General features: G+C 29.1%; 21 protein-coding genes. 1 reads left to right on the top strand and 20 read right to left on the bottom strand.

Translation table 11 applies throughout. The annotated features are described in order from the left end of the window. Positions 1 to 40: 40 nt before the first annotated feature. From IAI56_RS06375 to IAI56_RS06415, 9 genes are read right to left on the bottom strand one after another with little or no spacing between them, the layout of a single operon-like run. A complete protein-coding gene (locus IAI56_RS06375) occupies positions 41 to 727 on the bottom strand; it encodes an acylneuraminate cytidylyltransferase family protein (protein WP_187657085.1) in 687 nt (228 codons plus the stop codon). Then, the gene (neuC, locus tag IAI56_RS06380) at positions 727 to 1,887 is read right to left on the bottom strand and encodes a UDP-N-acetylglucosamine 2-epimerase (RefSeq protein ID WP_187657086.1); all 1,161 of its coding nucleotides are present in this window, start codon (positions 1,885 to 1,887) and stop codon (positions 727 to 729) included. The genes IAI56_RS06375 and neuC overlap by 1 nt, the downstream gene beginning before the upstream one ends. Then, a complete protein-coding gene (locus tag IAI56_RS06385; RefSeq protein ID WP_187657087.1) occupies positions 1,884 to 2,891 on the bottom strand; it encodes an N-acetylneuraminate synthase family protein in 1,008 nt (335 codons plus the stop codon). Before IAI56_RS06385 ends, neuC begins: the two co-directional genes overlap by 4 nt. Positions 2,892 to 2,925: 34 nt before the next feature. After that, on the bottom strand, positions 2,926 to 3,828 hold the full coding sequence (locus tag IAI56_RS06390) for a glycosyltransferase family 2 protein (protein ID WP_222940986.1): 903 nt from the start codon (positions 3,826 to 3,828) through the stop codon (positions 2,926 to 2,928). A gap of 3 nt (positions 3,829 to 3,831) precedes the next feature. Next, positions 3,832 to 4,848: a glycosyltransferase family A protein gene (locus IAI56_RS06395; RefSeq protein ID WP_187657088.1), complete on the bottom strand. Its 1,017-nt coding sequence runs from the start codon at positions 4,846 to 4,848 to the stop codon at positions 3,832 to 3,834. Then, positions 4,845 to 6,008, bottom strand: coding sequence for a glycosyltransferase family 4 protein (locus tag IAI56_RS06400; RefSeq protein ID WP_187657089.1), 1,164 nt, complete (start codon positions 6,006 to 6,008; stop codon positions 4,845 to 4,847). The genes IAI56_RS06395 and IAI56_RS06400 overlap by 4 nt, the downstream gene beginning before the upstream one ends. Before the next feature lie 15 nt (positions 6,009 to 6,023). Then, positions 6,024 to 6,722: a class I SAM-dependent methyltransferase gene (locus IAI56_RS06405; protein ID WP_187657090.1), complete on the bottom strand. Its 699-nt coding sequence runs from the start codon at positions 6,720 to 6,722 to the stop codon at positions 6,024 to 6,026. Positions 6,723 to 6,726: 4 nt separating this feature from the next. Continuing rightward, positions 6,727 to 8,010, bottom strand: coding sequence for an ABC transporter ATP-binding protein (locus IAI56_RS06410; protein ID WP_187657091.1), 1,284 nt, complete (start codon positions 8,008 to 8,010; stop codon positions 6,727 to 6,729). Continuing rightward, entirely contained in the window at positions 8,010 to 8,876 is an 867-nt protein-coding gene (locus tag IAI56_RS06415) for an ABC transporter permease (RefSeq protein WP_187657092.1), read from the bottom strand. The genes IAI56_RS06410 and IAI56_RS06415 overlap by 1 nt, the downstream gene beginning before the upstream one ends. A gap of 153 nt (positions 8,877 to 9,029) precedes the next feature. Here IAI56_RS06415 and IAI56_RS06420 point away from each other — a divergent pair, with 153 nt between their 5' ends. Beyond that, complete coding sequence (locus tag IAI56_RS06420; RefSeq protein WP_187657093.1) at positions 9,030 to 9,764, top strand: tyrosine-protein phosphatase; 735 nt, start codon at positions 9,030 to 9,032, stop codon at positions 9,762 to 9,764. Here the strand turns inward: IAI56_RS06420 and IAI56_RS06425 are convergent. From IAI56_RS06425 to gmd, 11 genes are read right to left on the bottom strand one after another with little or no spacing between them, the layout of a single operon-like run. Beyond that, on the bottom strand, positions 9,751 to 12,138 hold the full coding sequence (locus IAI56_RS06425; protein ID WP_187657094.1) for a GumC family protein: 2,388 nt from the start codon (positions 12,136 to 12,138) through the stop codon (positions 9,751 to 9,753). The two genes, IAI56_RS06420 and IAI56_RS06425, sit on opposite strands and share 14 nt — an antisense overlap. A 2-nt stretch (positions 12,139 to 12,140) precedes the next feature. Then, positions 12,141 to 12,899: a polysaccharide biosynthesis/export family protein gene (locus tag IAI56_RS06430; RefSeq protein ID WP_187657095.1), complete on the bottom strand. Its 759-nt coding sequence runs from the start codon at positions 12,897 to 12,899 to the stop codon at positions 12,141 to 12,143. Between the two features lie 57 nt (positions 12,900 to 12,956). After that, positions 12,957 to 14,900, bottom strand: a complete 1,944-nt coding sequence (locus IAI56_RS06435; RefSeq protein ID WP_187657096.1) for a polysaccharide biosynthesis protein — start codon at positions 14,898 to 14,900, stop codon at positions 12,957 to 12,959. 55 nt (positions 14,901 to 14,955) lie between these two features. Continuing rightward, positions 14,956 to 16,089: a DegT/DnrJ/EryC1/StrS family aminotransferase gene (locus IAI56_RS06440; protein WP_187657097.1), complete on the bottom strand. Its 1,134-nt coding sequence runs from the start codon at positions 16,087 to 16,089 to the stop codon at positions 14,956 to 14,958. Between the two features lie 14 nt (positions 16,090 to 16,103). Continuing rightward, positions 16,104 to 16,658: a sugar transferase gene (locus IAI56_RS06445; protein ID WP_187657098.1), complete on the bottom strand. Its 555-nt coding sequence runs from the start codon at positions 16,656 to 16,658 to the stop codon at positions 16,104 to 16,106. 9 nt (positions 16,659 to 16,667) lie between these two features. Continuing rightward, positions 16,668 to 17,300, bottom strand: a complete 633-nt coding sequence (locus tag IAI56_RS06450) for a NeuD/PglB/VioB family sugar acetyltransferase (RefSeq protein WP_187657099.1) — start codon at positions 17,298 to 17,300, stop codon at positions 16,668 to 16,670. Positions 17,301 to 17,305: 5 nt separating this feature from the next. Continuing rightward, the gene (locus IAI56_RS06455) at positions 17,306 to 17,911 is read right to left on the bottom strand and encodes a sugar transferase (RefSeq protein WP_187657100.1); all 606 of its coding nucleotides are present in this window, start codon (positions 17,909 to 17,911) and stop codon (positions 17,306 to 17,308) included. A 4-nt stretch (positions 17,912 to 17,915) separates the two neighbouring features. Further along, complete coding sequence (locus tag IAI56_RS06460) at positions 17,916 to 18,920, bottom strand: sugar-transfer associated ATP-grasp domain-containing protein (RefSeq protein ID WP_187657101.1); 1,005 nt, start codon at positions 18,918 to 18,920, stop codon at positions 17,916 to 17,918. Position 18,921: 1 nt separating this feature from the next. Then, positions 18,922 to 20,055: a hypothetical protein gene (locus IAI56_RS06465; protein WP_187657102.1), complete on the bottom strand. Its 1,134-nt coding sequence runs from the start codon at positions 20,053 to 20,055 to the stop codon at positions 18,922 to 18,924. 1 nt (position 20,056) lies between these two features. Continuing rightward, positions 20,057 to 21,208 carry a glycosyltransferase family 4 protein gene (locus tag IAI56_RS06470; RefSeq protein WP_187657103.1) on the bottom strand — a complete coding sequence of 384 codons (1,152 nt, stop codon included), beginning with the start codon at positions 21,206 to 21,208 and terminating at the stop codon, positions 20,057 to 20,059. Positions 21,209 to 21,232: 24 nt separating this feature from the next. After that, the gene (gene gmd, locus IAI56_RS06475; protein WP_187657104.1) at positions 21,233 to 22,387 is read right to left on the bottom strand and encodes a GDP-mannose 4,6-dehydratase; all 1,155 of its coding nucleotides are present in this window, start codon (positions 22,385 to 22,387) and stop codon (positions 21,233 to 21,235) included. Between the last annotated feature and the right edge of the window lie 5 nt (positions 22,388 to 22,392).

Raw genomic sequence — 22,392 nt, forward strand, 5'->3', positions numbered from 1 at the left:
AAATTTATTTGAATTAATTTTGTGTACAGTAATTAAACTGTTAAATTATTGTTAAAATTTTCTCTGCATTTTCCCAATCGGTTATTGTGTCTATATTGACATAAAAATTTGCGTTACTTTCTATATATGCAATTTTATTTCCAAAAAAACTTCCATTTTTTAATGTTTGGATTTTGGTTATATAAATTGAACCATCTCGATGGAATGCATTTGGCAAATCTTGTCTTCTTGAGATTATTTTCTCTTCGCCTGTAGCTATTTTTAAAGTTCCATTATTTTCTTCAAATATCCAGTGAGGATTATATTGATGTGGAACAGGAAGAACACTTATTAAACTATCAGCATCAGATTCAATAAATTTTTCTATTGCTTTATCAATAAATCCATTTTCTCTAAAAGGACTGGTAGGTTGAAGTAAGCAAACCGCATCGAAGAAAGAATTTTGCTTTTCAAAAAATTCTACTGCATGTTGTACTACTTCAATTGAGGTAGAATGGTCTTGAGCCAAGTTTGTAGGTCTAATAAATGGTGGTTTACAACCAGCTAATTCAGCAGCGATAGCAATTTCATCATCATCAGTAGATACAACTATTTCTGTTAAAAGAGTAGCGTTTTTTGCAGAGTCAATGGTAAATTCAATTAAGGGTTTATTTCCTAGAAGTTTTATATTTTTTCTTGGTACTCCTTTTGAACCGCCGCGTGCTGGAATAACTGCAAGTATTTTCATTAATAAGTTATGGTTTTATGAAACTTTAACGGTAAGCTGCTTAATAATTTTGCAATTTTTTCTCCAGCATTTCCACCGCCATAAACTGTTGATTTTTCTCTTTTGTTTTCTTTCAATATAATTTCAACTGCATTTACAATATCATCTTCATTGTATGAAACATCAATTACATTTTTTCCTCTATCTCTTCTGTTTTGTCTTGAACCTATGTTAACTGTGGGAACACCAAGATAGGCGCATTCTCGAATTCCAACACTGGAATTTCCAATTAAACATAACGAATGATTTAATAATGTTAAGAAATCATCGCCTTTCATGTTTTTAAAAAAATGTACATTTTCAAGTTCATATTTTTCTCTAAAAGAACGAATTCCACTAGACGTTCCGTCGGCTCCAGCATCAACATTTGGCCAAAACCACAATGTTGGTTTATTTATTTTTTGTATGGCTGTAAGTGTAGCTTCAATATGCTTTCTTGAGTCTTTATATTCGTTAGTAACTGGATGTTGCATAACCACTAAATAACCCTTTTTTAGATTAGGTTGAGAACCAACTCCTCCATATCTTTCATAAGGATTAAAGTCTAAATTAGTTTTATTATTAACTTGACTTGCAATATCTATTGATGGACAGCCTGTATTAAAAACCATTTCAGGATTTTCGCCCAATTGTATAACTCGTTGTTTAGCATTTTCAGAAGCTACAAAATGATAGTCTGCAAGTTTTGTGATTGAATGTCTTACTTTTTCATCAATATTACCAGTAACTTCACCACCTTGAATATGGGCAAGAGGAATATTCATATAGGAAGCTGAAATAGCTGTTGCCATTGTTTCAAAACGATCGGCAACTGTGACAACAATATCTGGCTTTAAATTATCAAATACTGTTGATAATTCTAGTATTCCTATTCCAGTTGTTTTTGCTGCGGCAGTTAAATTTTCTCCTTCTAAAACATTAAAAACTTTTGCTGCAATTTCAAATCCATCATTTACAATGTAATTAACAGCACTTCCATATCTATCCAATAATGCTGATGCAGCAACAATTAGCTGTAATTCTAGTTCAGGATGATTTTGTATTGCTGTTAATACTGTTTTTACTCTACTGTAAGATGGTCTTGCTGTTATGACTACAGCTATTTTTCTTTTTACATTCATTCTAAGTCATCTTCATTTAAAAAATCCCATTGTGATTTTTGTTTGTTTAGTTTTCGTCCAATAACTTTATGGAAATCTAACGCTAAAATACCAAAACCTTTTGGTTTTTTACTTTCTAAATCGTCAAATGTAATTATATGGTTTTTAGGTAAATTTTTATTAACTGCTAGTGATTTTTCAAAAATTTGCTTCAACTCTTTGAATTGATTGTTGTTGTTTTTATCGATTGGATTATCAATGGCTTCTTGAATTTGATTTACTGCTTCAACTAATTGTATAGTTTCTTCAATTGTTAAAGAAGCTTTTGCATCTGGTCCAAAAATATCTCGATGAAACACAACATGGAATTCTAAAATTTTTGCACCCAAAGAAACTGCGGCTATTCCTGTAGCAATTTTTGCTGAATGGTCTGAAAATCCTATGGTTACATTGTACCTATCACTCAGTTCTTTTATTACATTCAGTCCAAACTGTTCTGGTTTAGTTGGATAAGCTGTTGTACATTGTAAAATTGAAAAATCGGCCTTATTATTTTTTAAAAAATTGATAGTTTCATCTAATTCATCATAACTACTCATTCCTGAAGAAATAATAATTGGCTTTCCAGTTTGACAAACTTTTTCTAACAATAAAAAATTATTGACTTCGCCCGAGCCTATTTTATAAGTGTGTACACCTATTTCTTCTAACCAATCAACAGCAAGATTACTAAAAGGGGAACAAATAAAGTCTAGTCCAACTTCATCACAATGTTTTTTAATATCTTTCCATTGGTCCATGGAGAATTCCATTCTTTTCCAATAGTCAAATCGAGTTAAGTCTTCTTTTGAAAATTTAACTCTGAAAGGTTCATGAACACTACTTTCTGCCTCAGCTAAATGCATTTGAAATTTAATAGCTTGAACACCTGTTTTTGAAACGGCATCAATATAGGAATGAAGTATTCCAAGACTTCCTTCATGAGCTTGAGCAATTTCAGCTATTAAATAAGGTTTGTTTTTCATCAATTATACTTTTTTTGGAAGTAGGTAAATGTAATTATTTTTGTGGTTTCCAATAAATTTTTGGTTCGCTTAATTTTTTATAAGAATCAAACTCTTCTTCAGTAAATTTATTTCTATTTTTTAGAATTGTTGGAAAACTTTTTATCAGATCGAGAAATGCAAAGAAAAAAGGTTTAATTACTTTGAAATTTCCTTTGACTATTTTTTTAAATTGCATGAGAATTGAATATGCAAAATAGTAAGTTATTTTCTTTTTGGGATAAAATAAGAAAATATTATACCATCCAGCTCGAAGACTTCTTCTGTATCTAAAACTAAAGTCTTTCTTTTGTTTTGCTCTATTCTTTAAATCTACTCTATGTTGAATTAAAATTTCTGGATTATAATCAACTTTCCATTTTTTTTTGAATAATTGCATTGAAGCAAAACTCTCTTCTCCATAAAATTCATACCATTCTGGATAATTAGGTATACTTTTCCATGCTTTTGTTCGCCATGCATGTCCACATCCTACAAAACTTTTAACTTGATGTGTTGTATCATTAGTTGTAATGCAGTTTGTTTCTTCTAAACTCCAAAAAATTCGGAAAGCAATTAATCCACACGATGGATTATTATTAAAATGTTTTTCTATTAATTCTAATGAATTTTTAGAGATGAAATGAGCATCATCGTCAAGAGAAATTGCAAATTCAGCATCAGTCTCATTAAGCATTTTATTTCTACAATAAATGTAACCATTGGAAATTTCATTTCTTTGAATATCTAGAAGTGGAAATTTTTCTTTGACAATATTATAGGTGTTATCTGTTGATCCATCATCAATAATAGTACAATCAACATCGCATCTATTTAGTATATCACTCATTTCATTTAGTGTAAATACTAAGTCTTTTTGGCGATTTTTTGTTGTAATTAGAAATTTGAATTTAGTCAAAATTTAATATTTTGTAATGGAAGATTTTGGCAAATCTTTTATTTTGTAGAAAAACCTTCTAAACTCCTTTCTATTGAAAAGTTTTCTAAAAAGTTTGTTTTTTATGTAGAAACTTATTTTATTTTCTTTGGTAAGTTGATTAAAATCTAATAATTCTATACTTTTTTCATTATTCTCATTTAATTTTTGTACTTCTTCATCCATCCATTTTTCATAATAATTCCCCATATGGTATGCATGATTTTTACTTGTAGTTAAACGCCAAAGTTTATGATACAATGGTAGACTATCTAAATTTTTTAAAATTTTTGGTCCCATTTTTAAATTAGAATGAGTTTTAATTGTCTCAAAAAAATCGCCTCTGTAAGTAGCAACAAAATGTCCTGAACCTACCACCGTTTTACAACCATTTTGTTCAAACGTTAAATGATATTTTAAATAATCTTGATTGTAATTATTTCCCCATCCAAGACTTTCATAAAACATTTTTAAACCATCAGGATCATCTACATTTGTAAATTTCAATTTATTAGAAAATAATTTTTCAAAAATTAAATTAGTTGAATGCTCTCCAAAACTTCTGAACTGAGGTACTAACCCAACAATTCCTGCTCTCGGGATTTTATTATAAACTTCATAGGTAGCATTTTGCCAATTTTTCAGAAATAAAACATCGGCATCGGCTATTGTTACTAATTTAAATTTTCTTCCAGAAATTCCTTTTACAATTGCATTAAACTTTCCAATATTATCTGTATGTATGACTTCGTGAATAATTTTATCCTTGTACAAACTATTTAAATAATCAACCACTTCAATATTTGAACCGTTATTAACAATTGTGATATATGTTTTTGTATGTATGGTTTTTAATAGAGATTGTAAACAAATTTTAAAAATTTTAAATGCATCAACGAAGTAGTCTTCATTATTAGGAATATATACAGGAATTATTATCTGATGAAAATAAATGGTCTCATAAGAAATATCATTTTTAGATGGATTTGTGCCTATTCTCATTTGACAATAATATTATCAATTAGTGCTAAATATTGACTTTTTATAGTAGCAAAACTATACTTTTTCACATAAACTTGTCTATTTATTTCTGCTATTTTTACTAAATCAGCTTGTTTTAACTGTTCAATTATTTCAATACTTAAGTTTATTGATTTTTTTTCGTTAATGTCTATCCAAAAATCATTTTCTGTTGAAAACAATCTATCTTCCATAGCACCAACTTTTGTTGAAATAATAATTTTACCAGCTGCCATAGCTTCTAATCCTACCAATGGTCCTGATTCTTCGTGAGATGCAATTACTAACACATCAATTTCTTTGAAAAATTTATAAAGCTCTTGTTGATTTATTTGCCCTAGAAATTTTATGTTTTTTTTCTCTTTGCTTTTAATTTCTATATCATTTTTCAAGACACCATTTCCTGCGACTATAAACTCATAATCATCATTTTTGCAAAAAAAATCAATTAATTCAATTATGCCTTTCTCCCTACTTATTCTACCGAGAAAACCGTATTTTTTTTTCTGATTAAAATTTATTGGTAACTCTAAAAGGCAATTGTCGTTTAAAGCGCATTGATCAATAATGGCATATGGTAATTCAATTTGGTTATTCAAATTTCTTGCATTAGTTTCAGAATGGTGCACAAAAAGTGCTACTCTTTTTAGAAAGTCAGTTTTTTTAATATCAAAATCTCTAACTGTACCTGTAGTTCTTACTATACAAGGTTTATTATGTTTATTTGAAATTTCAACTAGTTCTTTTAGATAATTTGACGACAGTTGAACGCAAGCAATAACGACATCCGATTCTTTAATTTTACTTTCCAGAATTGAGATGTTGTTTTTTTTAAAATTAAATATTTTTTTTGAGAGTTTATTTTTTACAAACGCATATGCTTTTTTGTTTTTTTTATTCTTAAACTTTAAAACATATGCCAAAATTCTTAAAAGTAAGGAAGAATTAAATGCTTGTATTTGAAAAGAGGTGAAATTTTGTACTGCAAGGTCTGCTAATGCATAAGATTTATCAGAAATATAGATTGATGATAGTAAACTTATATTGTATTTTCCATTTAATGACTTTGCGATAATGTTTACTTCTACATCTCTACCACCAAAATCACCAATTGGACCAAAAATTAAAACTTTCTTGTTCAAAATTTTATTAAAAATTTAATTCAATCTATACAATAGAAGATATTTGTCAATATATTTTCCATTTTTTTCAGTACAGTTTTCAAATAGACTATCAACTGGATTATCCATATTGAATGGAGCAATTTCAAGATTTATAGGTCTCCAAATGCCAATTTCTCCATTATCAATATTTACAGTTGTATTTTTAAAACTTGTTGTTAAAAGATATTTGGAGCCACTTTTTTGAATATTCTTTAGTGCTAAAGAAATTTGTTTGTTTTTTAAATGTACTAATAAATCTCTACAAAAAATTAAATCTACTTTTGGTAATGGTTGAGTTAGTATGTCTATTTCTTTGAAAGTAATTGAAGAGTTGGAAAATTTTATATTATTTTCATTTATTACTTTTTCAACTATATCAGCACCTATGTAATTTATAGAATTCAAATCAACATTTTTCATCCAATAAAAATCTCCACAAGGAATATCTAACATACTTTTAATTTCGTATTTTTTTAGAAGTATAGGCAGCTTTTCAATAATTTCTTTTGTTTGTTCAAGATCAGAACCTGAACCAGATTTGGATACATTATTAGCATTATTACTTCTTTCATTAAACAAATCTTTTTCATAAATTTTAGTAAAAACACGTTTATTAAAAGAGTGATTATTTACATTCAATGAATTAATAAACAACTTAAATCTTTTTTTAATAATTTTTTTTATTTTTTTCATTGTTTTAAATTATTTCCCAAGAAGTATTAAATGCTATATTTCCATGTAATCTTGGATTTATATCTCTATTGATATTTAATTTTAATGCATCAATAATCTCAAGCGACATGAAATTTTCTATGGTTTTGACTTTTGAGGTATCATTATAGTTAACGACTACTAGATTAATTTTATAGTCGCCTTTCATAAAGTTAATTGGACCAATATTTATTCTTAAAATAAGTTCATTTGTTTTTTTATTCAAAATAAATCCTGATAAATAACTTGAAATAACAGATATAATATTCCCAAAAATATCAATTATTTTTAACTCAAATACATAATTTTTAAAGTCAACTGTATTTTCAGATTTAATCAATAAATCAACAACTATATTTGAATTCGATCTAAAAGATGTTCTCTCTTGAAACTCTTCATCTAATAGTTTATAATTTACAATAAAACTATCGTTTCCAATGGTTATCAACTTGTCACTTATGGTACTTGAAGCATTCCCTTGCTGTAAGTAATGATTTATTGCATTTGAAATTTCTCCATCAAATGATACTGAACCGTTTACAAGAACAATTCCATGGTTACATAAACTCTGTACGGCTGCCATGTTATGACTAACAAACAAAACTGTTCTACCTTGGCCTTTACTTATATCACCCATTTTGCCTAAGCATTTTTTCTGAAATTCGGCATCGCCAACGGCTAGAACTTCATCTACAATTAAAATTTCGCTTTCAAGATGTGCTGCAACAGCAAAGGCTAAACGAACGTACATTCCTGAAGAATATCTTTTTACAGGAGTATCAATATATCTTTCAACTCCAGAAAAATCAATTATTTCATCTAACTTTCTGGCAATCTCTTTTTTTCTCATACCAAGAATTGCACCATTTAGAAAAATATTTTCTCGACCTGTTAATTCTGGATGAAATCCAGTTCCAACCTCAAGTAAGCTTGCAATTCTACCTTTTACTTTTATTTCGCCAGTTGTTGGACCTGTTACTCTTGATAATAATTTTAGTAGAGTACTTTTTCCTGCTCCGTTTCGACCAATAATTCCAACCGCTTCTCCTTCATTAATTTTAAAATTTATATCCTTTAATGACCAAACTATATCAGTGTTTCCTTTACTTGTTCTATCATTAGTTTCGCCAATTTTTAAAAATGGATCTTCTTTACCAAGAACTTTGGTTAACCAAAAACGTTCTATATCTCTAGATAATGTTCCAGTTCCAATTTGTCCTATTTGATAGGCTTTTGATATATTGTTTAGTTCTATAACTGTTTTACTCATTATATTGTATCTACAAAGTTCTTTTCTGTTTTGTTAAAAATCAAGATTCCAAGTGTTAGTAAAACTAAAGTGACGCAAGTTGAGTATCCAATACTCCAAAAAGTGAACTCTCCTTTTCCTAAAAAAGCATATCTAAAAGCTTCTATAATTCCAGTCATTGGGTTTAATTCAATAAATTTTCTATATTCAATTGGCACTTCACTCAATGGATAAATGACTGTTGTTCCATACATCATTAGCTGAACTCCAAATGTTACTAAAAATGTTAAATCTTTATATTTAGTGGTTATAGCTGTTATTATCAATCCGATACCTAATCCTAATAAAGCCATTAACAATACTATAACTGGAAATAAAAAAATTCCTTTAGAAAATGAGAAACTTGTTCCTTCTACTGGATTGATATAGAAATAACCCATCATAATAAGCAACAATAATAATTGGACTGCAAAACGAACCAAATTACTCACAATAATACTTAACGGCATTATCAATCTTGGAAAATAAACTTTACCAAAAATATTGACATTGTCTCTAAACACGGTACTTGTTTTAGTTAAGCAATCAGAAAAATATGCCCAAGCAGTAATTCCTGAGAGAAAAAACAAGTATTGTGGTATTCCATCTGTTCCGATTCCAGCAAGTTTACCAAAAACAAAACTAAAAACTATAGTTGTAAAAATAGGCTGAATAAAAAACCACAACGGACCAAGAACTGTTTGTTTGTAAAAACTAACAAAATCTCGTTTTACAAATAGCAACAACAAATCTCGATAATGCCACAAATCTTTGAATCTAACATCAAAAAGCGATGTTTTCCCTTTAATAATTAAATCCCAATCATGAGATGGATTTATATTTTTCATTATATATAATTAAATATTGCTGTAGGATTTAATAACTTTGCAAATATATAAATTCGAGGTAGTCATTTAATGAAAATGATAATTAAAACTGTATAATTACACTCATTAAAGGAAAAAAATTATAGTTTTACACTTATTTAAAATTTTGAAAAATTGTTATTCTTTTCTAAAAGCAAACCTTATTTAAAGGATTTAATTTCTAGCGGTACTGTTGATATTCATTCTCATTTATTACCAGGAATAGATGATGGAGCAAAAAACATTGATGAAACTATTTTTTTAATTTCTAAAATGAAAGAAATAGGATTCACTAAAATTATAACTACACCACATATTATAACAAATATTTGGGACAACAATGAAAACACTATTATTGATAAACATATTGAGACTTCTGCATTGATAAAAGATACAATAGAAAAAAGTAATTTTAATGTAGCCGCAGAGTATATGTTAGACTCTTATTTTTTTAAACGATTGAACACCGAAAAACTTTTAACATTAAAAGAGAATTATATTCTAATTGAAATGTCTTACTTGAGTCCGCCTATTCAATTATATGACATTATTTTTGAGATTCAACTGTGTGGTTACAAACCAATTTTGGCACATCCTGAACGTTATACTTTTTATATTAATAATTATAAAGAATTTGAAAAATTAAAAAATTCTGGATGTCTGTTTCAGTTAAACCTTTTATCAACTGTTAATTATTATGGTGAAATTGTAGGCAAACAGACTGAAAAACTTTTAAAAAATAACATGTATGATTTTGTTGGTAGTGATATTCACCATGAAAATCATATCAAAGCTTTTGAAAGAAAAATAGAGATAAAAAGTACTAAAGAACTTGAAAAGGTTATTTTAATGAATTCTATTTTCTCTTAAAAAATTTGTCTTTCCAAGATTTATTTTCAATTTCCATACCATATCCATATCCATAACCGTATCCATAAGCATATCCATAGGATTTCTTTAAATCGGTATCATTTAAAATTAATGATAAGTTAGGTAGTTTTTTCTGTTGATATAAATCTTCAATAAATCCAAGCATTCTTTTGTCTAGATAATTTGCTCTAATGACGTATATGAAAGCATCAGCATTTTTTGCTATTAAAAGTGTATCTGTTACCAAGCTAACTGGTGGTGTATCGACTATGATATAATCATATTCTTTTTTCAATTCATCAAATAATACGTTTATTTTGTTATTGCTAAGTAATTCTACTGGATTAGGTGGAATTACACCAGATGGTAGTGCATAAAAATTTTCAAAATTTTCTACTTTAACAATGTACTCATTTATATTGTTTTCGTTTCTAGCTAAATAATTAGTTAATCCTTTTGCTGGCAAGTTGATATATTCATTGAGCTTAGGATTTCTAATATCTAAACCAATAATTAATACTTTTTTTGAAGTCAAAGCAATTGTTGATGCTAGATTTATGGAAACAAAAGTTTTACCTTCTTTTGGAATAGAAGAGGTTACAAATATTGTTTTGCATTTTTCATCACTAATATTACCTAGAATAAAATCAAGGTTCGTTCTAATCATTCTAATTGCTTCAGCAGAACTTGAACGACTGTTTACTTCGATGATTTTATCATTACTTTCGGATGCTGGGATATCTCCTAAAAATGGTATTGTTACAACTTGTTCAACATCTTTTCTGTTTTTGACTTTAGTATCAAGAAAATCATGTATAAATATTACTAGAAAAGGTATTAATAAACCTGCTAAAAGAGCAAAAAGTTGAACTAATCTTGTATTTGGTGAAAATGGTGATTTTGCAGGAATAGCAGAATCAATAATTTTAGCATTTGGTGCTGTGATTGCTAGTGTTATTCCAACCTCTTCTCTTTTTTCAAGTAGGTATAAATATAATGTTTCTTTAATTTTTTGTTGTCTTTCAATACTATTAAATTCTCTTCCTTGTCTTGGTATTTCAGATATTTTACTGTTGGTAATATTATCTTGCAATTGGAGTTCATTTTTTTTAATTTTTAAAGAAGCCGATAACCTATTTAAGCTTTCTTTAATACTTTTTCTCATATCATCAATTTTATTATTCAAATTGATGACTGTAGTATTTTTTTCTGTTCCTCCGTTTTCTAGATTTCTATTTCTTTGATTAACAAAACTATTGTATTGATTAATCAAATCACCGGTATTTATTGAGTTTTCATTTGTTGAAGGAATTATATTGTTAGGTATAATTGCATCTTTTGCAGAGGAATTTAAGTAGTCAATCATTGACTTTACTACTTTTATTTGTGTTTCTGTTAAAATCAATTCTTTCTCAAATTCAACAGAATTTTCAAGAAAAGTTTCTGCATTATTAGCTATACTAGTTAATTTATTTGATTTCAAATAGTTTTCACCAGCTTTTTCTACATCACCCAACTCTCCTGTTATGTATTTTAATCGTTCATCAATAAATTTTTGAGTGTTTTTTGAGATGAAATTCTTGTCATCAATAGCATCTTGATTATAAATTTCAATCATAGCATTTAAAAAATCAGCTGCTTTATTAGGTACAGGATCATTTAATGTTAATTCAACAACACTGGAGTTTTTACTTAAAGGAGCAACGGAAACTCTAGATTTATAGCTCTGTACAACTTGATCTAAAGGACTAATTCTTAAAATAATTGAGTATTCCTTTTTTTCAAAATTATGAGTAATTGTTCTCTTTGTAATTACCATTTTCGCATTTGGTAAGTTTATAATGGCTCCAAATTTATAGGTACCAATTAATTTATTGTCTAATGATTTTAAATCGAATGAATTTTCATTTTTGTAGTTCACTAAAAACGATTGTCCTCTTTTGTAAAAATCATCATTGGTTTCAAAAAATGATACTTCAATAGGGCTATTTTCATAAAGCTCTATAGTTTTTACTCTTCCTTCAGTCAAAAAAGACACATTAAAATTTAATGCTTTGACTGCCGACTCTATAACACTTCTTGACTTAATTATTTCAATTTCATTATCAACGTTATTTTTAACATTCATTAAACCTAATTCGTTAAAAGCTGATAGTTCTGACTGCAAATTACCTTTTCTATCATCTTTAACCAATATTGTAGCTACAGATTTGTATTGTGGTTGCGTATATCTTAAATACATAAAAGCAAACAACAATGAAATTATAACTGAAAAAACAAACCAAGGCCAATGCTTTATATAACTTTCAAGCTGTTCTCTTAAATTTATACTTTCATCTTGAAGTTTATGTTGAAATGAATTATTTTCTTTCATTTTTAATTCCTTGTTAATAATAAAATAATTGTAGCTATAACAGACAATGCTGATATAGTAGCCGTAATATTAGGTCCAAAGGCAGAGGAATTCACTCTTGTTTTATTTGGTTCTACAATTACAACGTCATTTTGTGTTAGATAATAAAAATCTGAATTAATAAAATCTGATTTTGTAATATCGATGCGGTTATAGGTCTTTTTACCATCTTTTTCCCTGATGATTAAAATATTATCTCTTCTACCATAAATTGTTAAATCTCCTGCATTGGCAATTGCCTCTAACAAAGTAATTCTTTCACTATTAATTGTATAATTACCAGCTTTATTAACTTCTCCCAGAACGGATATTTTATAGTTAAGAATTCTTAAGTTTATCGTAGGATTGGTAATGTAAGGCTTAATTTTTTCTGCTAACTTATCAATTGCTTGAGTTCTAGTTAAACCTGCTAACTTAATTCTACCTATAACTGGAAATTCAATTTCACCTTTTGTATCTATAAGGTAGGTTTTAATTCCATCTTGGTTTTCGTTTACTTTATAACTTCCTTGAATTTGAGGAATATTAAACATATAGGTAATTTCAGGATCATTAGCTGATACAATAATACTTAATAAATCATCATTTTTAAGTACTGGTTCATAATTAGCTTCGGTTTGGGAATTTGAGTTATTATTTACATCTTGTAAATAAGCTACATTTTTTCTTGAAGCGCAGGATTGTAACAAAATAAAAAGGAGGAAAAACGATGTATAACGCATTGTTAAGTTATATTAATTGGAGACAAAGATATATTTATTTCTAGAAAATTGGGTTAATTAAACATCCAAGGTTTCAAAAACTGAATTCATACTTTTAAATTCTGGAACAATTCTTTTCATTAGAGAAACAATTTCTTGATTATTTCCATTTTTTGAAACTAAAATTAAATCTTCTATTAATGAGTTAACTTCCTCGAAATAGTCAACTTTATCTTGACCAATCATGATTTTTTCGTTGTGTGTTGGAAGTGTTTTACTTGTATCATTTAGAAGTTCTTCATAAAGCTTTTCTCCGGGTCTTAATCCTATAATCTTAATTTTTATTTCGTTATCTGGAGTAAAACCAGCTAATCGTATCATTTTATTAGCTAAGTCTATAATTTTAACAGGTTTTCCCATATCAAAAATATAAATTTCACCTCCATTTCCCATTGCACCGGCTTCTAAAACCAGTTGGCAAGCTTCGGGAATTGTCATAAAATATCTAATTATTTCTGGATGAGTTATTGTAATTGGTCCACCTTGTTGGATTTGTTTTGTAAAAAGTGGAACAATTGAACCGTTAGAACCAAGAACGTTTCCAAATCGAGTAGTAATGAATTTTGTTGTTGAATTGGATTTTTCTAGTAGTTTAAAATTAAATGATTGAACATATTTCTCAGCTATCCTTTTGCTTGCTCCCATTACACTGCTTGGATTAACTGCTTTATCTGTTGAAATCATCACAAACTTTTCAACGTTAAATATACTTGAAAGATCTGCTAAATTTTTTGTTCCTACAATATTTGTCAATACTGCTTGCGAAGGATTATCTTCCATTAATGGAACGTGCTTATATGCGGCTGCATGATAAACAAAATTTGGTTGAAATGTTTCAAAAACTTTTTCGATAACTGAATAGTCTCTAATATCAGCAATGATAGTTTTTACATTTATTTTTTTTGATATTTCAGCTATTTCTAGTTTCAAATTATGTAATGGAGACTCGGCTTGATCTAGAATAATTAAATTACTTGGTTCATAATTTATTATTTGTCTTACTATTTCGCTACCAATTGAGCCAGCGCCACCAGTAATCAAAACGGTTTTATTTTTTATTTGCGAAGAGATACTTTTATTATCTAAAACGATAGGTTTTCGTTCTAATAAATCTTCAATATCAAAATTCTTTAATTGATTAGAAATTTGTTTTTGGTCTTCCCAATCGGTTATAAGAGGAACTGTGTAAACTTTAAAATTATATTCTATACATTCTTCAACCAGAGCAATTGTTTCTTCTTTAGTTAAGCTTTTTTCTGCAATAATAAGCGCTTCAGCTCCTAAGCTTCTGAGAATAACATGAACACTTTTAATTTGATTTACAATTGGTAAATCTAAAATACTCTTGGAAGTCTTGACTTGATTAAATTTATCAATAAAGGCTATGAGTTTAAATCGAGATGGTTTTTCTGTTTTTAATGCATTGGCAACGGATATAGCATTAGCATCGGCACCAAAAATTACGGCTTTGATTAATTTATTTTTATCTCCTGTTTGCAAATAGGTTTCAAAAACATTTTTTACCAAAATTCTAAATAAAAACAATAGTAAAAATGAAATTACGTAGGTGATGAATAACGCTGTTGGTAAAAACATTCTAATATTTACTGTAAAGAAAAATATATAATTTGTCGTTAACAGTAAAAAGTAAGCACAAGTAGAAGCAACTAATAATTTTACACCATCAATAAAAGTTGAATGTCTGATAATACCCGCATAAGTTCTAAAAGCCATAAAAAATATAGCATGTGTAAGAACAATAATTAAACTACTGACTGGTCTTTCAAAATAACTATCAAACTTAACTGAAAGATTATCAATAATTACATATGTAACTATAGATGCCACTGCAACTATTGTTACGTCAATAGCAAATATTATCCAACGCGGCAAATAGCCAATGTTTTGGAACTTTTTATTAAATATATTCGACCTTAATTCTCTAGTAATGTATTTAATCATACTCTAATTTGTGTTTAACAAATTTAAGATATTTTTAACACCTAAGCTATTATTTTTAAAAAAAACGATTAAAAACATTTAAAATCCTATTTCTCTCATTTTCAGATAAATTAGAACCCGATGGTAAACATAATCCGTTTGCAAAAAGATTCTCAGAAACCGATTTGCCATAATAAGGATAAATTAAAAAAATAGGTTGTAAATGCATTGGCTTCCATAATGGTCGAGACTCGATATTTTCAGCTTCTAGCGCTAAACGCAAATCTTCAGTTGTTTTTCCCAAGACATTTGCATCTATAACAATACAAGATAACCAATGGTTTGAATAAATATTCTCATTAGACTCTTTTAAAACCGTAACACCTTGAATTGTTTCAAAATAATCATGGTAAAATTGATGCATACTTCTTCGCAAGCCAATATGTTTTTCTAAAACTTGCATTTGACCTCTACCTATTCCAGCTGAAATATTACTTAATCTGTAGTTATACCCAATGTGAGAATGTTGATAATGCGGTGCATTGTCTCGAGCTTGAGTAGCCAAAAAAACGGTTTTATTTTTTACTTCTTTTGACTTTGTTACTAAAGCTCCGCCACCAGAGGTCGTGATTATTTTATTTCCATTAAAAGACAAAATACCGATATCGCCAAATGTTCCACATTTTTGTCCGTGATAAGTACTACCTAAGGCTTCTGCACTATCTTCAAGTATTGGAATTTGATATTTATTGGCAACTGCTCTAATTTCTTTTACTTTAAATGGCATTCCATATAGATGAACTGCAATAATAACTTTTGGTTTTTTTCCTTTTTCAATTCTGTTAATAATTGCTTCTTCAAGAGCTATTGGACACATGTTCCATGTCTCTTCTTCGCTATCAACAAAAATAGGAGTTGCACCTTGATAAAGAATTGGATTTGCTGATGCAGAGAAAGTAAAACTTTGACAAATTACTTCATCTCCCGCTTGAACATCTAACAAAATTAGTCCTAAATGAATAGCCGCTGTTCCTGAACTTAGTGCGGCAATTTGAGAATCACTTCCTAAAAAGGCTTCCAAATCGGTTTCAAAACCGGTAACGTTTGGTCCGAGTGGTGCAACCCAGTTGGTTTCAAATGCTTCATTTACAAATTGCTGTTCATTTCCTCCCATGTGAGGTGATGATAGCCAAATTTTTGAATTATTCATAGTAGCAAATTAGTTTAGCTAATTAAATTTTTAATTGTTTTCAAAATTATTTTGACATCCAAAATAAATGATTGTTTGTAATAATAATCTAAGTTCATTTTTATTTTATCTGGAAAAATAACGGTATCGTTGTATAACTTTGGATTTTCGTGTTGACTTAAAATATATTCTTCGTCTTTATATTTTATTGATGCTTCACTAGTAATTCCTGGTTTAAGTTCTAATAATTTTCGTTCTTCTCCTTCTAATAAATCATAATAACCCGCAATGTCTGGTCTTGGACCAACAATGCTCATTTGTCCAAACAAAACATTTAAAAACTGTGGTAATTCATCAATTTTATAACGACGAATAATCTGTCCAAAAGAAGTCACTTTCTCTTTTTTGGGATACATTGATTTTAGTTTGAGAACAGAAAATGACTTTCCATGTTGACCAATTCGCTGTTGAACAAAAATTCCATTGGATTTGGTTTGAATACTAGTAATAATGTAGGAAATAAGAATCAACCAACTAAAAGTTATTAGAATAAATGATGAAAAAAAAATATCGAAAAGACGTTTTATCAATTTTGTAAATTATTTGACTTTTGCTGGAATTCCAATAACAACTGTTGATTTAGCAACGTTTTTTACTACCATTGCTTTTCCTCCAACTTTTGCATCATCTTCAACAACTACAGTTTGTAGGGTTGAAGCACCAATTCCTAATTCAACATTATTTCCGATTTGGGTATTTCCACCTAAACTAACGCTTGGTGAAAGTGATGAAAACTTACCTATAGAACAGTTATGTCCTATGGCGCAATTCATATTGATTACAACAAAATCGGCTATTGATGTCTCATAATTTATTGAAACTCCTGGATAAATAATGCTTCCTTTCCCAACAGAAACTTCATTTGAAATCCAAGCGTTTTTGGAAATAAATGAAGGAAAATCAAAAGATAAATGCAGGTATTTTTCGAACAAATCTTTTTTTACTTTTGGAAATGCTATTCCTAAAACCAATGCTATTTCTTTTCCTGAAAAGTCATTCAGTTTTTCAACCGATCCCAAAACTGGAAAACCTGCTATTATTTGGTTGTGCTTAGTGATATCATCGTCCAAAAAACCAATTATTTCAAAGGATTGAGTAAAATTTTCAATGTTGTAGGCAATAAATTTACCAACACTTCCTGCGCCAATTATCAAGAGTTTTTGCTTTTCCATAAGTACTAATTTGTTCCGTCAAAAGGTTGCATCGGACGAATATCACTTTGGTTTACACCTTCTGTTTTAATTACCTTTATGAATGTTTTCCATAATATTTGTAAATCAAAAATAAAATAAACATTCTCCACATAATAAACATCTAGTTCAAACTTTTTTGTCCAACTGATAGAGTTTCTTCCATTAACTTGTGCCCAACCCGTAATTCCTGGTCGAACATCGTGGCGACGCAACTGTACTTCAGAATATAATGGTATGTATTTGAACAACAATGGTCTTGGCCCAACTAAACTCATATCGCCTTTTAAAACATTTATCAATTGTGGTAATTCATCAATCGATAATTTCCTGATAATTTTGCCTGCTTTAGTAATTCTTTGATTATCGGGTAAAAGCTTTCCTGTTTCATCTTTTGCATCAGTCATAGTTTTAAACTTTATGATGTTAAAAGCTTTTTGATGCAATCCTGGTCGCTCTTGAAAGAAAAATACTTTTCCTTTGTTTTGGTACAACAGAATTAAATAGGCAACAAGAATTATCGGAGAGGTTAAAACCAAAACTTTGATTGAAATTACTATGTCTAATAATCTTTTAAAAAACTTACGATACATGAAACTATTTGTTAAATGGTTCAATAAGATGTTTCAATCCTTTTTTTGCTGGTAGTTGCCATAATAATTTACACCAATCGTGATTACCTTCAATAAAACCTGGACCATTTTCTGTTATGACAATATCCCAACCTATTGAACGATTTTGAGGATGTAATTTTGCTGCTTTTTTAACCATAGCTACAGTTTCATTCCAAAAAGGAACCTGAAAACCAATTATTGAAATTCCTGTAATTGGATGTATAGTTTCTTCATTTTTAGTAATATCACTATAAACTCCTGAATCAATAATTTTTCCTGAATGTTCGTCAATAATTGCAGCCATATTTCCTGCAGCCATATTATCAACGCTTGAATTAACTGATATTCGCTGACGACAACCCAATAAAATCACTTCATTATTTTTATCCAACTGAGTAAAAATCCTAACTGTATTTACCCCAGATGGAGATAATTTATTTAGTTCACTATGTTGAATGATAAACTCTTCAACCATATCAAATTTATTTTTTTCCATAAAACTAATTATGGTTTTAGAATCATATTGGTTGGCTTTTTCGACTTGAACCGCTATACCGCATTTTCCATCGGCAACTTTAAAGACAATTTTTCCAGAAGGATTAGCTAACATAGCATTAGCAATTTCAGGATGTTTATTTAACTCGTCAAGAGTGGCAACTTTATGAATAAAAAAATCTTTGTATTCTTGATAAAACTTTCTTTTGTCGTCTAAAATATGTCTTTCAGACTTGGGATTCATTTTTAACTGATATTCAAACATATAACCAGTTCCAGCCCAAGTAGTTCGTTCTTGCTTATTTTTTTCAAAAAAACGAAACTGAAAATATTCTAACAATGAAATATTGTATTTAAAAACCGATAAAAGTGCATCAAAAAGTAATACAACTTTATTTTTATTAGTTTGCTCACTAGCAAAATTTAAAAACAAATTGAATTTTTTCCAATCCATTTGCTTTAAGTAATATCCTAAATATAAAAATCGTTTCATTTTACTTTTTTACAATACAATTTCCTAATTCGTCGGCTGACATAAACTCTACATCGGGCCATTTTTTTACAATTTCTTGCAGTAAACTTTCTAAAGATTTTAAACCTTTTTCTCTATTTTTTTCATCAATATGTCCACAAAAATTTACTCTATGTGAACTTATTATGGCTGGTTTATTCCATCTAAAAGCAGTTTCAATTTGCTTTAAAGTAAAATCTATCCAATCAATTCCTCTATCTTCAGTAGGCTCAAAAACTACGTTTCTAACCATAATCGTTAACCCTTCATTGGTTTTTTTTCCTGTATAATTGAGCGAATTTTTATATTTACCAAAACCTTGATGTTCTTTTCTATACAATGCTAAATCAATAAAATTAACGCCATTTTGCTTTAATGTTGGAAATAACGAATGATGAATATTAAAAACTGGCGGTGTAAAATAGTTGCTTTTGTATCCAAAAACTTCTTCAAATTTTTGCAATCCATCAATAACTATTGATTTTAAATTTTGATTTTCAGAAACATCCCAAAAATCAAAAGCAGCAAAACTAGATTTTGTTGGATAATCATCGTCCGAAATACTAGTGTATGATTTATTTTTTAAAGCTGTTATTATCTGCTCGTCTTTGTTTTTCAATTTATCATTAAAGATAGATAAATTTACATGTTCTCTTCCGTGAAATTGCGGTTTTAAAAATCCTTTTTGAATTCCTTCTTGCCATTTTTCCCAGGCACCAAAATAAGCTTCAGGTTGTTCTATGGCTAACTTTGAGTAGGTTTCAGGTAGCGTTTCATATTCAAACTTTTGAAAATTATTTTCCTCTACTTTTTCAAAATTAATGTTACAAGGCAATGCAAATGGTGTGAATACTGCATTTCTGCCATTTTTATCTTTTACCGAATTTAGAACCTCAAAAAGTTGCTCCAAATCTTGCTTGGTTTCTAAAGTATCCAAAGCGTCAAAGCGAGAGTAAATCTTCATTCCAGCTTTATCTAAGTTTGCTCTAGCAGCTTTAGAATTTAATCTAACATTACCATAATCGTCAACAGAAAAGACTATAATTTTTCTATTGGTTTTCCAACCAAAACTATTTTTAAGATTAGCAAAAACGGTATGTAAAATTCTTTTTATCAATTTACTCTTTTAAATACAGTTCTACAAATTTATCGGCATTATCTCTACGAAAGAGTTTTGAAGTATTCATTGCATTATTGGACATTTCATTCCACTGCTGTTCATTGGTTGAAATTTGTAAAATAAACTCTTTCGCTTTATTTAATTCTCTTTCTGTGAAGCATTTTGCTGCGTTGAAATTCTGCGCATAATCATGGAGTTCTGAGTCTTCGCCGGCTATATAAATTGATGGAATTCCATAACTCATTAAATTATATGATTTACTTGGAACGCTTCCTTTTGACGTTAATTCATCTAAAATCACAATACCTAAATCGGCAGCAGAAAGTGAAAACGGAAACATTTCATCACTTTGAAAGGGAAGAAACATACAATTTGGCAAATTCTTTTCCTCAACCATTTTTTGTAACGCTGGAACTCGTGGACCACGACCAATAATTTGAAAAACAATATTTGGATTATCTTTTAATAATTCGGCAATTTCTACTACAACCTCAACTTTGTGAGTTAAACCAATGTTTCCCGAATATTGGATAATGAATTTATTTTGAAGGTTATGTTCTTTAATAAATGGATTTTCCTCTTTTACTACTCGTTCATTAGCTTGAAAAATAGACCAAATGGGCTGAATGATGAGTTTTTTTCTTGAGACATAGACTTCTAATAAGTCGGCCATTTTATTACCAATAGTAAATAAACGGAATGCTTTATTAAAAGATTTTTTGTTTAAAGATGCCCATGTTTTATACATCCAATGGGTTTCTTTCATTCCAGTAATTTTAAAAACATCTGGATAAACATCCCAAACGACCATACTGAAACGATTTGAAACCAATAAATTTAACAAATATCCCATTGGTGGAATGGAAACAAAAAACACTTCATGTTTTCTATATTTAGTCAACAATAACCAATAGATTTTTAAGCAAGCAATAACATAAGACGTAAACTTTTTTCTTGCTGGTCTTTCTACCCATTTATTAATATAGGTTACCGTTACATTTTTTGAAAGTTCTTCGCCTTGTATATGAATACTCCCAGTTACAAGTGAGACACTTTCAAATTTATCGGCAAAGGCATTACAAAAACCAACAGTAAGATAATTGGACGCTTGGTTAACAACTACAATTTTTCTGTCTTTAATTTTTCCCATTAATGGATAAATCTTGTTATGATATTATTCAGCTTGACGTAAAATTTTGTGACCACCAGCTACCAAATGAATATCTCTTTGAAACAATTTTACATCGGAGCTAATCATTTCTTCCACTAGCATTTTTAAATCATATTTTGGTTGCCAACCTAATTTAGTTTTAGATTTTGTTGGATCACCAATCAATAAATCTACTTCAGTTGGTCGGAAATATTTTGGATCCACTTTTACGATTACGTCACCAATTTTAGGTAATTGAATTTCGCTTACATTGAATTCATTACCCATGGCAACTTTGTATTTATCAGCATCAATAGATTCTAAAACGCCTATTTCGTTTACACCTTCACCTTCAAAACGGATAACAAAACCAACTTCGTTAAATGCCATCTTTATAAAATCGCGAACACGAGTTGTAATTCCTGTAGCAATTACATAATCTTCGGCAGTATCTTGTTGTAAAATACGCCACATGGCTTCAACATAGTCTTTGGCATGTCCCCAATCACGTTGAGCATCAAGATTACCCATATACAAATCACTGTGTAATCCCAAAGCTATTTTAGCGACTGCTCTGGTAATTTTACGTGTCACGAAAGTTTCACCACGTAACGGTGACTCGTGGTTGAACAAAATACCATTACAAGCATACATATTGTAAGCTTCGCGATAATTTACGGTTATCCAATAGGCATAAATTTTTGCAACAGCATAAGGAGAACGAGGATAAAAAGGTGTTGTTTCCGACTGAGGAACGGCTTGAACCAATCCATACAACTCCGAAGTTGAAGCTTGGTATATTCTAGTTTTATGTTGTAAACCCAATAATCGAACAGCTTCTAATAATCTCAAAGTTCCTATTCCGTCAGCATTTGCAGTATATTCTGGAGTATCAAAACTTACTTTAACATGCGACATAGCTGCTAAATTATAAATTTCATCTGGCTGTACTTCTTGAATAATTCGTGTTAAATTCATAGAATCAGTCATATCTCCATAATGCAACTTTAAACGAATATCTTTTGCATGTGGATCTTGATACAAATGGTCAATTCTATCCGTATTAAAAAGTGATGAACGTCTTTTTATTCCGTGAACCATGTATCCTTTTTCAAGTAATAATTCGGCTAAATATGCACCGTCTTGACCTGTAATTCCTGTTATTAATGCCGTTTTCATTTTTA

The sequence above is a fragment of the Flavobacterium macrobrachii genome (assembly GCF_014486675.1).
In the GTDB taxonomy this organism is placed as follows: domain Bacteria; phylum Bacteroidota; class Bacteroidia; order Flavobacteriales; family Flavobacteriaceae; genus Flavobacterium; species Flavobacterium macrobrachii.

Bases quoted from the DNA above. Each gene is read 5' to 3' on its own strand.
- IAI56_RS06375 (WP_187657085.1), bottom strand. From the start codon at position 727: ATGAAAATACTTGCAGTTATTCCAGCACGCGGCGGTTCAAAAGGAGTA.
- neuC (WP_187657086.1), bottom strand. From the start codon at position 1,887: ATGAATGTAAAAAGAAAAATAGCTGTAGTCATAACAGCAAGACCATCT.
- IAI56_RS06385 (WP_187657087.1), bottom strand. From the start codon at position 2,891: ATGAAAAACAAACCTTATTTAATAGCTGAAATTGCTCAAGCTCATGAA.
- IAI56_RS06395 (WP_187657088.1), bottom strand. From the start codon at position 4,848: ATGAGAATAGGCACAAATCCATCTAAAAATGATATTTCTTATGAGACC.
- IAI56_RS06405 (WP_187657090.1), bottom strand. From the start codon at position 6,722: ATGAAAAAAATAAAAAAAATTATTAAAAAAAGATTTAAGTTGTTTATT.
- IAI56_RS06410 (WP_187657091.1), bottom strand. From the start codon at position 8,010: ATGAGTAAAACAGTTATAGAACTAAACAATATATCAAAAGCCTATCAA.
- IAI56_RS06415 (WP_187657092.1), bottom strand. From the start codon at position 8,876: ATGAAAAATATAAATCCATCTCATGATTGGGATTTAATTATTAAAGGG.
- IAI56_RS06425 (WP_187657094.1), bottom strand. From the start codon at position 12,138: ATGAAAGAAAATAATTCATTTCAACATAAACTTCAAGATGAAAGTATA.
- IAI56_RS06430 (WP_187657095.1), bottom strand. From the start codon at position 12,899: ATGCGTTATACATCGTTTTTCCTCCTTTTTATTTTGTTACAATCCTGC.
- IAI56_RS06435 (WP_187657096.1), bottom strand. From the start codon at position 14,900: ATGATTAAATACATTACTAGAGAATTAAGGTCGAATATATTTAATAAA.
- IAI56_RS06440 (WP_187657097.1), bottom strand. From the start codon at position 16,089: ATGAATAATTCAAAAATTTGGCTATCATCACCTCACATGGGAGGAAAT.
- IAI56_RS06450 (WP_187657099.1), bottom strand. From the start codon at position 17,300: ATGGAAAAGCAAAAACTCTTGATAATTGGCGCAGGAAGTGTTGGTAAA.
- IAI56_RS06455 (WP_187657100.1), bottom strand. From the start codon at position 17,911: ATGTATCGTAAGTTTTTTAAAAGATTATTAGACATAGTAATTTCAATC.
- IAI56_RS06460 (WP_187657101.1), bottom strand. From the start codon at position 18,920: ATGAAACGATTTTTATATTTAGGATATTACTTAAAGCAAATGGATTGG.
- IAI56_RS06470 (WP_187657103.1), bottom strand. From the start codon at position 21,208: ATGGGAAAAATTAAAGACAGAAAAATTGTAGTTGTTAACCAAGCGTCC.
- gmd (WP_187657104.1), bottom strand. From the start codon at position 22,387: ATGAAAACGGCATTAATAACAGGAATTACAGGTCAAGACGGTGCATAT.